This is a genomic window from Actinoplanes oryzae (genome assembly GCF_030757795.1).
Lineage (GTDB): Bacteria > Actinomycetota > Actinomycetes > Mycobacteriales > Micromonosporaceae > Actinoplanes.
The window spans coordinates 1-13,677 of record NZ_JAUQWH010000210.1 but is presented as its reverse complement, the minus strand read 5'-3'; the positions used below and the strand labels follow the sequence as shown (position 1 = coordinate 13,677).

10 protein-coding genes and 1 pseudogene are annotated in these 13,677 nt (G+C 74.6%); 8 read left to right on the top strand and 3 right to left on the bottom strand.

The window, feature by feature from the left end:
• Nucleotides 1-696 (top strand): annotated as a pseudogene (locus RBH18_RS39180) (hypothetical protein); the annotation flags it as partial.
• Here RBH18_RS39180 and RBH18_RS39175 read toward each other — a convergent pair.
• Together RBH18_RS39175 and RBH18_RS39170 are read right to left on the bottom strand one after the other, a co-directional pair.
• A complete protein-coding gene (locus tag RBH18_RS39175; protein WP_306215573.1) occupies nt 686-2,410 on the bottom strand; it encodes a hypothetical protein in 1,725 nt (574 codons plus the stop codon). The pseudogene RBH18_RS39180 and the gene RBH18_RS39175 overlap by 11 nt on opposite strands.
• A gap of 85 nt (nt 2,411-2,495) precedes the next feature.
• Nucleotides 2,496-3,878 (bottom strand): DUF1996 domain-containing protein, encoded by a 1,383-nt coding sequence (locus RBH18_RS39170; protein WP_306215572.1) that lies wholly within the window; start codon nt 3,876-3,878, stop codon nt 2,496-2,498.
• Between the two features lie 141 nt (nt 3,879-4,019).
• On the opposite strand from RBH18_RS39170, the gene RBH18_RS39165 reads away from it, so the two are divergent.
• Entirely contained in the window at nt 4,020-5,054 is a 1,035-nt protein-coding gene (locus RBH18_RS39165) for a LacI family DNA-binding transcriptional regulator (protein ID WP_306215571.1), read from the top strand.
• A gap of 40 nt (nt 5,055-5,094) precedes the next feature.
• Nucleotides 5,095-5,529 (top strand): STAS domain-containing protein, encoded by a 435-nt coding sequence (locus RBH18_RS39160; RefSeq protein ID WP_306215570.1) that lies wholly within the window; start codon nt 5,095-5,097, stop codon nt 5,527-5,529.
• Here the strand turns inward: RBH18_RS39160 and RBH18_RS39155 are convergent.
• Entirely contained in the window at nt 5,513-5,896 is a 384-nt protein-coding gene (locus RBH18_RS39155; RefSeq protein ID WP_306215569.1) for a hypothetical protein, read from the bottom strand. The genes RBH18_RS39160 and RBH18_RS39155 overlap by 17 nt on opposite strands.
• A 448-nt stretch (nt 5,897-6,344) precedes the next feature.
• Here RBH18_RS39155 and RBH18_RS39150 point away from each other — a divergent pair, with 448 nt between their 5' ends.
• From RBH18_RS39150 to RBH18_RS39130, 5 genes are all read left to right on the top strand, one after another.
• A complete protein-coding gene (locus tag RBH18_RS39150; RefSeq protein ID WP_306215568.1) occupies nt 6,345-6,665 on the top strand; it encodes a hypothetical protein in 321 nt (106 codons plus the stop codon).
• 79 nt (nt 6,666-6,744) lie between these two features.
• On the top strand, nt 6,745-7,047 hold the full coding sequence (locus RBH18_RS39145) for a GNAT family N-acetyltransferase (protein WP_306215567.1): 303 nt from the start codon (nt 6,745-6,747) through the stop codon (nt 7,045-7,047).
• A gap of 185 nt (nt 7,048-7,232) precedes the next feature.
• Nucleotides 7,233-7,490 (top strand): DUF3040 domain-containing protein, encoded by a 258-nt coding sequence (locus tag RBH18_RS39140; protein WP_306215566.1) that lies wholly within the window; start codon nt 7,233-7,235, stop codon nt 7,488-7,490.
• Between the two features lie 68 nt (nt 7,491-7,558).
• Complete coding sequence (locus tag RBH18_RS39135) at nt 7,559-8,932, top strand: MFS transporter (RefSeq protein WP_306215565.1); 1,374 nt, start codon at nt 7,559-7,561, stop codon at nt 8,930-8,932.
• Nucleotides 8,901-13,677 (top strand): SDR family NAD(P)-dependent oxidoreductase (locus tag RBH18_RS39130; RefSeq protein WP_306215564.1); only part of this gene is annotated, 4,777 nt, incomplete at its 3' end. The genes RBH18_RS39135 and RBH18_RS39130, both read left to right, overlap by 32 nt.

The window sequence follows — 13,677 nt, the reverse complement described above, 5'->3', positions numbered from 1 at the left end:
GTGCCGTTCTCGCTGGCGTTCACCGTGCACGAGGGGCGGACGGTCGTCGTGCACCGCACCGACTGGAACCGCCTCGACGTGAGCGACCCGGCGACCGGGGAGACACTGACGCCGCCGGGTCCGGAGGACGGCTATCAGGACTACTTCCACGGGGCGCTGCATCCGTCGCCGACCGGGCGGTGGCTCGCCGACGACGGCTGGGTGTGGGCGCCCTGCGGCCTGGTCACGGCCTGGGAGATGGGCGCCTGGCTCGGCGACGGTCCGGCGGGGTCCGCGCGCGGCAATCCGGAGGAACCCGGCGACGGGGCGAGCCTGCAGCACCTGTGCCAGCGCTGGTACGGCTGGAACCAGCCGATGTGCTGGATCGGCGACGACCTGCTGGCGGTCGGCGGCATCGGCGACGACGAGGAGAAGCTGCTGGCCGGCGTACGGATCTTCGACCTGGCCGCGGAGACGGAGCTGCGCGCCTTCGCCGGGCCGCGCGGCCGGCTCTTCAGCGCCGGGCGCCGGCTCTACGCGGCCGCGCCCGACGGGCTGGAGATCTGGGATCCCTTCACCGGGCACCGGACCGGGCGGGTGCCGGGCTTCGTGCCCACCGCCCACCACCGCGGCGCCGGGGAGCTCGCCGCGGTCGACGGGCGCAGGCTGCTGCGCTGGCCGATCGCACCCGCCGCCGCAAGCCTCGTCAGCCGGTGAGGCGGATGCTGCTCAGCGTCTGCGGGGCGTCGGAGACCGCGCGCAGGGTGGCCGGCTGTGCCGGGGAGAGCCGGAAGGTCTTGGCGGGCGGAAGCAGCACGTAGGTCGCCGTCGCCCCCGCCGGCAGCGTGCCCGGTCCCTGCCGCACCGTCCAGAAGTTGGCGATGGTGACACCGGTCGCCACCGTGAAGTGGGGGCTCACGGGGTCGCCGGAACGGTTGGTCACCTCGACGGTCACCTCGCTGATGGGCTTCCCCGCGACCACGGGGGTGGCCACCCGGAACGTCAGCGGCTGCGGAGTGACCACCGCGACCACGAGACACGCCAGGGCGGGCAGGAACAGCGCGGCCGTGGCGGCCCGGGACCGCAGGAGGGCCGGCAACGGGATCCGGTACGCCTCCGCGAAGTCGGCGCGGCTGGTGGTGACCAGCGCGACCAGCCACAGCGGCATGGTCAGCAGCCAGTAGCCGTCCTGGGACCGGGTGGACACCATGAAGATCGTCCAGGGCAGGACCGCGATGGCCGGGCCGAGCGTCCGCAGGTGCAGGGCGAAGACGATCAGCAGCGCCACCAGCAGGGCGATCGTCGCCCGCCCGTACAGGCCGAGCGCGCCGCTGCCCCCGACGAGGTAGTGCGTGATGCCCGCCAGGCCCTGCCCGTGTGGGACGGCGTGCTGCTGCAGCGGCTCGAACACGCCGGTCAGCCAGGCGTGCGGGGACGTGACCAGGAACGGCAGGCTGCTCAGCACGAACACGGCGAGCGCCGTGGTGCCGTACCGGAGGAGAAGCAGGACCGTCGCACCGAGCGACGAATCCCGCAGCCGGAGCATGGCCAGGCCGGTCACCAGGAACAAGGCGAGGAACCAGCCGAGCTGGTGGATGGCGCAGGCGGCACCGAGCGCGGCCGCCCGGCCCAGGCCCGTCCAGCCCAGGCGCCCGCCCCGGCCGATCGAGGGCCAGGCCCAGAGGGCGACGCAGAGGAACGGCAGGGCGATCACCGAGGGATAGGCATTGTCCGCGTACGTGGTGAGGGTGCCGAGGCCCAGCACGCCGAGCGTGGCGATCGGCCGCAGCGCGACCGGCGCGACGAAGAAGATGAGCAGTGCGGTGGCCAGCACGGCGAGCCACGCCACGAGCACGATGCCGGTCAGCGCCGGGAAGAGCCGCTGCACGACCGCGCCGAGCTCGACGCCGAGCGGGGGATACCCGAAGTCGAACACCGTGCGCCCGTCCAACAGCTGCGTCGGCAGCGCCGGATCGATCTCCGGCCACGCCGACGTGTACGGGTTCCGGCCCGCCGCCAGCCCGCGCGTCGCCGCGTCCATCAGCATGCCCTCGTCGACGATCAGCTTCTTCGCCCCGCTGATCCCGTCCCACGCGGTGACCGCCTTGACCACGACGGCAACGCCCAGAACGGCGACGTCCAGCCGGGCCAGCGCGCGATGCCGGGAGAGGGTCAGCGCCCCGATCGCCGCGCCGAGCATCGCCAGGTAGGCGCCGGTGAGCACAAAAGCCAGCCAGGGCCGGGTCAGCACGTGGCTGGTCCACACCGCCCGGGTGCCGACGATCAGCCCCATGACCGCCGCGAGACTCAGGCCCCGATGCAGCCACAGCACCAGATCCGGTCCGGTTCGTGCAGCGGGCGTTTCCGAGTCCTGCGGGGGCCACTCGGCGGTCACCGGCCGTTCACCGGTCCGCTCAAGGTCGTCGATCACCGGCGCATCGTACAAGGGGGACTGTCCGGTCCGGACACGCGCCGACGCGGGCCGCGGCGCACATGCGCACGCCGCGGCCGGGCCGTCAGTGGGGGAGTTGGTAATTCTCGTCGAGGGCGGCGCCGCGGTCGGGCTTGTAGAGGTCGAAGCCGCGCGGGTCGCACTGCAGGCCACCGTTGATGCAGTGGGTGGTGAGGGCGGCCAGGGTCGGCGCGTCCCAGACGTTGTAGAAGTCGTAGTGGAAGCTGTATCCGCGACCGGAGGACAGGCGGACGTCGGACAGGTTGCCGCTCACCGGCCAGGCCATCTTGAACTCGATCATCGGGACGGCGACCGGGTGGCTGCCCGGGCAGATGCCGAGCACCGGGTACGCCATGTGGGCGCGGTGGTCGGGGGAGTCGAGATAACGCCCGTCCCAGCAGCTCGGGGCCTGCAGGCGCATGTTGAGCTGGGTGCCGGCCGGGCACGAGGCGGGGAAGTCCCAGTTGAAGGTGCTGTCGCCGCACTCCCAGCCCTCGACCGCGCCCGGGTTGTTCCGGAACTCGTCGAGGGTGGCCGTCGGGCTGCCGACCAGGTAGCGCAGGCCGGGCGGGGACGGGCGGACGCTGCGGTAGTCGATGACGCCGCTCTTGTAGTAGATGACCTGGCGGCCGACCGGCTGGACCGGGGTGTCGCCCTTGAGCAGGGTCGGCATCCAGTAGCCGGTCTTGTCGCCCGGCGTGATGCATGAGGTGGCGCCGGCCTGCAGGCTGGTCAGGGTGCTCATGGCATTGGTGGTGGTGTTGCCCATGAACGTGTGCGAGTGCGAGGCGCCGGGCAGCCCGGGGAAGACGATCGGGTCGTCGGGCAGGTTGCCGCGGCTGACCGAGCAGTTCATCTGGAACTCGTGGTGGGTCGTCGGCGGGTTGGTGTCCGGCGGGACGGCGCGCGACGGGACGACGCCGGTCACCGGGTTGGGGGCCGGGATCCAGCCGGGTCCGCCGGGCGGGGTTGTGGATGCCGTGCCGTAGACCTGGAACTCGTACAGGGAGTAGCCGTATCCGGTGGCGCGCTGGGTCCCGTACAGGCGGACGTAGCGGCCGGTGCCGCTCACCGTGAGCGACTCGGTGCCGCCCGCGCCGGTCGTCGTGCTGTGGACGGTGGTCCAGGCGGTGCCGTCGGAGGAGGTCTGGATCTGGTACGCCCGGGCGTACGCGGCCTCCCACGTGATCGCCACGCGGCTGATCGTGGCGGTGGTGCCGAGGTCCACGCGCAGCCACTGGGGATCCGACCAGACGCTGCCCCAGCGGGTGTCGGTGCGGCCGTCGACGGCGGCGGTCGCCGGGGCTCCACCGTTCTCCTGGGAGGAGGCGAGGACGGGCTTGCCCTGGGACAGCAGCGTGTCGGCAGCGGCGGCGGGGGCGGGCGGGGAGACGGGGGTCAGCAGGGTCACCGCGAGGACGGCGGTGAGCCCCAGGCGACGTTTCATGGGTGCTCCAAGGGGATGACGGGGAACGGAGAGCGCTTTCCGAAGTGTGCCTCCCGCGCTGACGGCGGTCAATGTCCGTACCGGATAGGCGGCTTTTGTCGGGGCGTCGGGGAGAGCGCTTTCCGTGCTATAACCATCGGCATGGATGCCACGCGCCTGCCCACGCTGGAAGATGTGGCCCGGGCGGCCGGCGTCTCCCGGGCCACCGCGTCCCGCGTCATCAACGGCGTGCGCAACGTGGACCCCAAGCTGCACAGCGTCGTGTGGGACGCGGTGAACGCCACGGGCTACGTCCCCAACCGCCTCGCCCGCTCGCTGGTCACCCGGCGCAGCGGCACGATCCTGCTGGTGGTGTCGGACTCCGAGACGCACGACGACGACCCGTTCCTGGGGCGCTTCTTCGCGGACCCCTACTTCGGGCGGGTGGTCGGCGGCCTCATGCGCGTGCTGCGCGAGGCCGGGATCCAGCTCGCCCTGCAGATGGTGGGTACGGCCGGGCAGCGCACCCGCCTGGTCGGCGATCTGCGGCACGGTCAGGCCGACGGCGCCGTCGTGCTCTCGCTGCCCGCCGCGGACCCGCTGCCCGGCATGCTGACCGAGGCCGGGGTGCCGGCGGTGCTCATCGGGCGCCCCGGCGAGCCGGTCCCGATCAACTACGTCGACCTGGCCAACGAGACCGGCGCCGGCCTGGCCGCGGACCATCTCGTCGCCCGCGGCGCCCGCACGATCGGCATGATCTCCGGCCCGCCCGCCGTGCCCGCCGGCGCCGACCGCATCGCCGGCTTTCGCCGGGCCATGGCCCGCCACGGCCACGGCTGGGTGCCCCTGGTCTCCGGCAACTTCACCCGCGAGTCCGGCGAGGCCGCGGCCCGGGAGCTGCTCGCCCGGCACCCCGGCATCGACGGCCTGTTCGTCGCCAACGACCTCATGGCCCTCGGCGCGGTCATCACGCTGCGGGCCGCCGGCCGGCGGGTGCCCGAGGACGTCGCCGTGGTCGGCTTCGACGACAGCAGTGCCGCCCTGGCCGCGGACCCGCCGCTGACCACGGTCCGCCAGCCCCTGGAGGACATGGCCGCCGAGGCCGCGCAGCTGCTGCTCGCCCGCCTGGAGGACGCCACCATGCGCCCGTCCTCCGTCATCTACGAGCCCGCGCTGATCGTCCGGGGGTCAGCTTGACGCGTGACGGCGGTAGCGGACAGCCGCCGGGCACGTTACGGTGAGACAAACCTTCAGCAGTGAGGGGCTGCGCGCGCACCTCGCGGAGGGGTTCCTCATGGCTTTCGACCAGTCGTCCGACATCGATGCGGACCTGCGCATCGACGTGCGGCACGACGACACCACCGCCATCACCCGGCTGACCGTCCGCGGTGACGTGGACGCGATCACCTCCGACCGGGTCTACGACGTCTTTCTCCAGGCCCTGCACGACCACCGCCCCACCTGCGTCGACATGGACGTGAGCGGGGTGACCTTCCTCGACTCCTCCGGCATCCGCACGCTGGCCCAGTGCCAGGCCGACGCGCGCAGGGCCGGCGGCCACCTCGTCCTGCTGAACGTGCCGCCGATGGTCCTCCGGGTGCTGGAGATCACCGGCCTGGTGGACCACTTCGGCGTGGCCCACGTCTGGGACGACGTCACCGCCGGTTCCTGAGCCCGGACCGGGCCCGCTCGACCAGGCGGCGCAGCACCTCGAGGCGCAGCTGGTCGTCGAAGTCGCCGCCGATCGCCGAGGCCGCCCGGTAACACGCCTGCCAGGCCGCCTCGGCGGGATCCGGGCCCAGCGCGGCGGCGACGGCCCGCACGGCATGGAAGCGGTAGAAGGCCGCGCGCAAGTCCTCCGGCGCGCTGGCGGGATCGTCGCGGACGGCAGCGTAGCCCGCCGCAAGCTCGCTGAGCCGCGTCCGCAGCCCGTCCACGCCGCCGGCGCCGGGGGTGGCCGGGGCCGCGGCGGGCGGGACAGCACCGCCGGGGGCGGCCGGGGCCGCGGCGGGCGGGACGGCGGCGGCGCATCGAACCACGCCGGATCCACCCGGACCCCGGTGCTCTCGAGCGCCGCCGTCAGCGCGGTCGCCGGATCCGTGGTGACCGATGTGGTCAGCGCGCCGTCCACGGCTTGCCGCCATCGGCAGCGGCCGCTCACGTCCCAGACGACGCTCACCGCCCGGCCCCCGGCACTCAGCGCCGGGAGGACGTCGTCGCGGGCGCCCTGGTGACCACGGGGTTCCAGCAGCACCGACCATGATCCCGACCGCACCAGCAGCGCGAGGCCGTCCGCGGCCGCGACCTCGTACGGCACGTCGGCGGATCCGGTCACCGAGGCGGCGACCCCGGCGACATCGGCACGGTCCACAAAGGTGAGGCAGCAGCCCCCGGCGAGAACCGGACGGGTGACGAGCAGGTCGCGGGCAGCGGACATGAGCGGCATACTCCGTAGGCGAAGCGGGCGGCGTCAAGCGGGGAGGGACGATGTCCGGAGCGGCACCGGCCCGGGCGGGGGACGACTCCGTGCTGGTCGAGCGGCATCTGTTCGCGCTGGTGGACGTCGACGGCGGCGATCCGCCGTGGCCGGGTGGCGAGGTGCCGGCGGGCGAGGCGGTGTGGTTGCTGCCCAACCGTGTCGACTTCCGCAGCCCCGGCGAGGATCACGTCGCCGCCGTCCGGTTCGAGTCGTGGGACACCGAGCCGGGCCACTGCAGCGGCGGCCGGGTGACCTCGTCGGCCGAGGTGACGCAGGAGCCCGCCGGATCGCCGTCGCACTCGGCCTCGAAGGTGAAGGCACGGGGATGACTCTGACGTTTGGGCCTTTGGTCTGCGGATTCGCCGGGGGCGGCGCACGCCCGGCGCGGGGGCGTGGTTGAGTGGGGACGTGGAGTTCGTGGTTGCCGACGTCCCTGACAAGGAGCGCTTCGAGGCGCGGGACGCCGAGGGCGCGCTGGCGGGCGTGCTGACCTATCAGGTGACGGGCCCGATCATGGCCTGTACGCACACTCGCGTCGAGCCGGCCTTCGAGGACACCGGCGTCGCGGACGCGCTGGCCCGCGCCGCCCTCGAGGACGCCCGGGCGAAGAACCGGACCGTCGTGCCGATCTGCCCGGTGCTCAGCGGGTGGCTCGACCAGCACCGCGAGTACGACAAGCTCGTGGCCCGCTCCACCCGCCGGGTGAAATAGCGGCCGGGCCGCATGAGTGAGTGCGGCTGAATGCCGAGGTCGCGGCCCGGTGTGACGGAAGTCCTTCAAGTTGTCCGTCATGGGTTCGTCCGGAGCGGGAAGGCTGTGCGTATCTGCCTCTGGCGGCGGTCGCAGCGGTGCGGCCACCGGCCGGGGTTCCGGCATGACGCGGTGCGGGAGGCAAGGTGCTCAGTTCGTACGATCGCCGGCGGTTCAACGAGATCGTCTCGGGGCTGCTGGCGGAGGACCCGGGCTTCGGGAACAGGCAGGTCCCCGAGCCGCGGGAGCTGCCCCGGCGGCCGGTCGTGGCGTTGCTGCTCTGGGCGAGCATGCCGTTCCTGGTCGCCCTGGGCGGCGGGACCGGGGCGCTGCTCGCGGTGCTCGCCGCGGCCTACGGGCTGCGTCTGTGGTTCCGCGGCACCCCGGCTCCCGATCGGCGCTGACCTGCGCCTGGTCATCGACGGGCCGCGATGCCATTGATTGATGACCTTGAGCCTGGCAAGCTGGCGGCGTGGCGGATCTGCGCAGCCGTGCCCGTCCGGAGCCGTCGCTGGCCCGCTTCCGGGTGCTGGCCGCCGGGAGCATGATCTCCACGTTCGGCGGCTACCTCAACATGGTCGCGCTGAACCTGTTCGTCTATCAGGCCACCGGCAGCGCGGTCGGCGTCGGCGCCTTCCTCGCCCTGCGGCTGGGCTGCGGTTTCGTGGCCGGTCTCGGCGCCGGCTGGGTCGCCGCCCGGCTGCCGCGCCGGGCCGTCCTGATCGGATCCCACCTCGTCCAGGCGGCATCCCTGACCGCGCTCGCCGTGTCCCCCGAGCCGGCCCAGATCGCCCTGCTGCCCGTCGTCGCCGTGGTCTCCGGCGTGCTCGGAACCGTGTCGGCTGTCGTCCTGCGCAGCAGCGTTCCCGGCCTCGTCGGCCCCGAGCACCGGGTCGCCGCCAACGGGCTGCTGGTCACCGGGCGCGCGGTCGCCACGGCGGCGGGCTTCGCGACGGGCGCGGTCCTGGTCGGGTGGCTCGGCTACCGGGCCGCGTTCGCCGTGGACGCCGCGACCTTCCTGGCCCCGGCGCTCGTCCTGCTGCTGGTGCCGATGCCGTTCGAGCGGCCGCGGCCGGACGCCACGCCGGTCCGGGAGAGACACGGCAGGACCTGGCGGCGTACGGCCTTCGCCGCGCTGGCCACGACCCCTGTCATCGCCGTCATCGTCGCCGTGCGCGCGGCCGACGCGTTCGGCTCGGCCTCCCACAACGTGGGCCTGCCCGTCTACGCGACCCAGATCCGCCCCGGCGACCCGGCCGGCTTCGTGGGCACGTTCTTCGCCGTCTGGGCGGTCGGCCTGATCGTCGCGCACCAGGGCGTGCGGCTGGCCCGCCGCCGGCTGGGTGCCGCCTACGACGACCCCGTCCGTACGCAACGCGGCTTCGTCATCGGCACCTGCGTCATGTCGATCGCGTTCGTCGCGGCGTTCGCGGGCCTGCCCACGGCCGGCATGCTCGGCGTCGCCCTGGTCGCCGGCATCGCGGACGGCTACACCGAGATCACCTACTCCACGCGCCTGCAGGCCGAGCCGGAGCCGGCCCGGGGCTACGCGTTCGGGCTCACCGCGATGGCCGAGAACGGCGGCTTCGGCGCCGGGATGCTCGTCGCCGGCGGGCTGATCGAGCTGTGGGGACCGCTGACGACGGCCCTGGCCATGCACGGCGTGGTGGTCATCCTCGCCGTGCTGCTGTCCGCCCGGACCGGTCTCGCCCGCGTCCGGCCGGCTGCTTCCGCGCGCGCCCGAGCGGCTGCTTCCGCCCGCGTCCGGCCGGCTGCTCCCGGCCGCGCCCGGCCGGCAGCCAGAGAGGAACCGCATGCCGCACCAGACGAGCGACCCGCTGGGTGAGCTTGCCGGGGTGGCCGACCTCGCCGTCGGCGACCGCATCGACGCGGCGGGGCGGCGGCGCACCGTCGTGTATGTCGCGCCGCTGCCCGGAGTGGACCCCGCGGACCTGCGCCGCTCGGTCACCGCCGCGGCGCTGGGATCCCGTCCGGAGCTGCCCGACGTCGTCGTGGTGACGGCTGTTCCGCGTACGGGCACCGGCGACGTCGACTGGCCCGCCCTGCACCGCCTGCCCGTCGCCACCTCGGCCGGCACCCCGATCCGGCCCGCCGCGCCGCCGCCCGTGCCCACCGTCCCGCTCGCCCTGCCGGTGCCCCCGGCGCCGGTCGACGAGCCGGCCGGCCCTCCGGCGGGGCAGGGGAGCGAGCCGGTCGGCCTTCCGGGGGCGGGTGGAGGCGAACCTGCCGGCTCTCCGGCGGGGCATGGGAGCGAGCCGGCCGGCCTTCCGGATGCGGCTGGGGGCGAGCCTACCGGCTCTCCCGCGGTGGCGGGCGGCGGGGAGCTGCCGGCGGAGGAGCACGACCAGCCCGATCTCGTCCGCGCCCTGCTCCACGCCGCCGCCACCTGGCCCGATCGGGGGCTGACCCTGGTCGAGGCGGACGCAACCCGGCGACTGTCCTATCCCGAGCTAGTCGACGCCGCGCGCCGGATCCTCACCGGACTGCGCGCCGAGGGGCTGCGCCCGGGCGACCCGGTCATCCTGCACGCGCCCACGCTGACCGGCCACTTCACCGGGCTGTGGGCGTGCGTGCTCGGCGGGCTGCAGCCCGTGGCCGTGGCCCAGGCGCCGACCTACGAGCACCGGAACGCCACGCTCGACAAGCTGCTGCACGCCTGGCGCACGCTCGGGAAACCGCCGGTGCTGTCCGGCGGGTCGACGGTGGAGGCACTGCGGGCGTACGCGGGAAGCAGCGGGATGCGCGTCCTGGACCTCGCCGCCTGGCGCGACGCACCGCCCGCGCCGGAGGTGCATCTGCCCGAGCCGGGTGACGTGGCGACCCTGCAGCTGTCGTCCGGCAGCACCAGCCGGTCGAAGATCATCCCGCTGACCCATCGCGGGCTCGTCCGCTACGCCCAGGGCTCCCGGCACGCCGGCCGCTTCCGCCCGGGCGACACGGCCCTCAACTGGCTGCCGCTCGACCACGTGGCCGCCCTGGTGATGACGCATCTGGGCCCGGTGCTGCTCGGGTCGCCGACGGTGCACGTCGCGACGCCGCTGGTGCTCGCGGACCCGCTGCGCTGGCTGGATCTGCTCGCGGAGCACCGGGCCGCGCACAGCTGGGCGCCGAACTTCGGGTTCAAGCTGGTCGCCGAGGCCCTGCGGCGGGCGGACAGCTCCCGTACCTGGGACCTGCGGCACGTCCGCAGCCTGATCAACGCCGGTGAGCAGTGCACCGAGCCGGTGATGCGCCGGTTCGCCGAGACGACCGAGCGCTTCGGTCTCGGCGCGCGCCCGCTGCTGCTGGCGTGGGGGATGGCCGAGACGTGCACGGTCTGCACGTACCAGCCGTTCGACGCCGCGGCGGTGCAGCGGGTCCGGGTCGGGCCGGATGGCGTACGCCTGTCCTGGGATGCGTCCGGCAGCACGTTGCTCAGCATGGGTCCGCCCGTGGCCGGCACGGCGATGCGCGTGGCGGGCCCGGACGGGCGGACCGTGCTGCCCGAGCGGCACATCGGCCGGCTGCAGGTCCGGTCCGAGCGGGTGCTGCCCGGCTATCTGCACAACCCGGAGGCGAACCGGGAGGCGTTCCCCGGCGGCGAGTGGTTCGACACGGGCGACCTCGCGTACCTGCACGACGGCCGCATGACGATCACCGGCCGCGCCAAGGAAGTCATCATCGTCAACGGCGTCCACTACTTCTGTCACGAGATCGAGGACGTCGCCGGCGAGGTCGAGGGGGTGGCCGTCAGCAACGTGGCCGCCCTGGGCGTGCCGGACGCCGAGGGCCTCGAGCGGATCGCGGTGCTGCTGGTGCCCTCCGGCAGCGCGGATCCCGGCCTGCTCAGCCGGGTCCGGGCCCATCTTGCGCGCCGGATGCAGATCACCGGCGCGGAGGTCGTGGCGGTGCCGGCGGACCGGTTCGACAAGACGACCAGCGGCAAGATCCAGCGGGCGGGGATGCGGGCGCGCTGGCTGGCCGGCGGCTACGACGACGTCCGGTCCGCCACCACCGCGGATCCCCGGACCGCGCCGGACTGTGCCTATCGGGCCGTGTGGCATCCCCGGACGTTCCCTGAGGATCCAAGCCCGGTCGCCACCCTGGAGATCGGCGAGTCGTCCGTGGCGGGGGAGCCCCTGCCGCCCCGCATCGTCTACGCGCACCCGGGGGCGGACAAGCTGCTGGCGCTGGCCCGGCGCATCGCCGCCGAGGGCTGGACCGGCGAACTGATCACCCTGGGTACGCCGTCGCCCGAAGCGGCCGTGGTCGCCTCTGTGGCGGCCGGCCTCGCCGTCGAACACCCCGGCGTGCGCGCGTGGCATCTCGAGCTGCCCGGGCACGACGCCCGCGAGGACGCCGCGATCCTCCGCCGCGCGCTCACCTGGCGGCACCACGAGCCGGTGATCGCGTGGCGCGGCCGGGCGCTGGTCCGCCGGCTCGAGCAGGTCCCGCTGGCCTCCGGCGACGGGGAGTCGCCGCTGCGGCCCGGCTCGCGCTGGCTCGTCACCGGCGGGCGCGGGGGAGTGGCGGGGGCTCTGCTCGGCTCGCTGCCGGCCGGCCTGGACCTGCTGATCACCGGCCGCACGCCCGTCCCCGGCGACGATCCGGCCCTGGTGGCGCTGCGCGAGGCCGGACACCGGATCCAGTACGCAGCCCTGGACATCACCGACCCGCAAGCCCTGGACCGGGCCGTGCGGGACGCGTGGGGCGAGGGCCTCGACGGCGTGCTGCACCTGGCCGGCCGGTACCAGCTCGAACCCCTGGCGAACGCCGACCCCGGCCGGTGGCGTGCCCAGCTCGCCGCCAAGGTCGAGGGGTCGCTCGCCGTGGGGGAGCTGCTGGCCCGGCACCCCGGCGCCGCCCTGATCGCCTTCTCGTCGCTGGTCGGGCAGGTCCCGGTCGCCGGGGCGGGCGCCTACGCGGCCGGCAACCGCTTCCTCGAGGCCTGGTGCGAGCAGCTCGCGCCGCAGCGGCCGGTGTGGTGCCTGGCCTGGGGCGCCTGGCGGGGCACCGGGATCAGCGCCGGCCAGGAGGCGATCGAGGACACCCTGCGCCGGTACGCGTACGTGCTCGAGCCCGCCCAGGCCGCCGCCCTCACCCACCGGGCGCTGCGCCTGCCACCCGGGCGGCTGTACCTCGGCGTGGACCCGGCAGCCGTCCGCTTCCGTGGCCTCGTGCACCCGCCGCGAGCACTGGAGACCGCCGCCGGGACCGACGCCTTCGGCACCGAGCTGCCCCCGCCCGCGGTGTCCCAGCCCCCACCCGTGGGGTCCCAGCCTCCGCCCATGGGATCCGAACCCGTCCCCGCGGTGTCCGGGCCCGTGCGGCAGCTCGTCGACGCGGCGTTGCGCGAGGCGGTGCCCGGCGGGATCCCCGACGACGTGCCGTTCCACGACGCGGGACTCGACTCGGTGGCGATCCTGCGGGCGCACGCGCTGCTGGAGCGGGCTCTCGGGCGTACCCTGCCGCAGACCTTGTTCTTCGAGCACGGCACCCCGGCGGCGCTGCGGGCACACCTGGCGGGCGCCTCCGCCCCGGGCAGCGCCGCGCCGGCCGGGGCGGCCACCCGGGACGGCCGCATCGCCGTGATCGGCATCGCGCTGCGCTTCCCGGACGCCGCGGATCCCGCGCAGTACTGGCGGAATCTGCTCGACGCCCGGGTGAGCATCCGCCGCTTCGGCCGGGCGGAGCTGCTCGCCGCCGGGCTGCCCGCCGGGCTGGTCGACGACCCGCGGTTCGTGCCGGCCAGCGGCGCCCTCGACGACATCGCCGGCTTCGACGCGGCGTTCTTCGGGATCAGCCCGGGCGAGGCCGCGCTCATGGATCCGCAGCACCGCAAGTTCCTGGAGGTGTGCCACGAGGCGCTGGAGGACGGCGGGTACGCGGGCAGCGCCGGTCCCGTGGCGCTCTTCGCCGGCTCGGGCATGCACTTGTACTCGTTGCGCACCTATCTGCGCGCGCACCTGGGCGACGTGGATCCCGGCGACCAGGTGGCGGCGCTGCGGGCCACGATCGGCAACGAGCCGGACTTCCTGGCCAGCCGGGTGGCGTACAAGCTGGGGCTGACCGGGCCGGCGGTCGGCGTGCAGACGGCCTGCTCCACCGCGCTGGTCGCGGTCCACCAGGCCGTGCGCGCCCTGCAGGCCGGCGACGCGGAGCTCGCGCTGGCCGGGGCCGCGGCGCTGCACGTGCCGGGCGTCGCGGGCTACCGGTACGAGCCGGGATCCATCCTGTCGCCCACCGGCGTCTGCCGCCCGTTCGACGCCGCCGCCGACGGCACCGTGGGCGGCAACGGCGTGGCCGCGCTGCTGCTCAAGCCGCTCGACCGGGCCCTCGCCGACGGCGACACCGTGCACGCCGTCATCACCGGCACGGCCGTCAACAACGACGGCTCGGACAAGGCCGGCTACGCGGCGCCGTCGGTCGGCGGGCACGCGGCGGTGATCCGCCAGGCCCTCGCGGCGGCGGGCCTGACCCCTGACGACCTCGGCTACCTGGAGGCCCACGGCACCGGCACCCCGATCGGCGACCCCATCGAGATCGCCGCCCTCCGCACGGTCTTCGGCGGGCGCCGCCGGCCGCTGACCG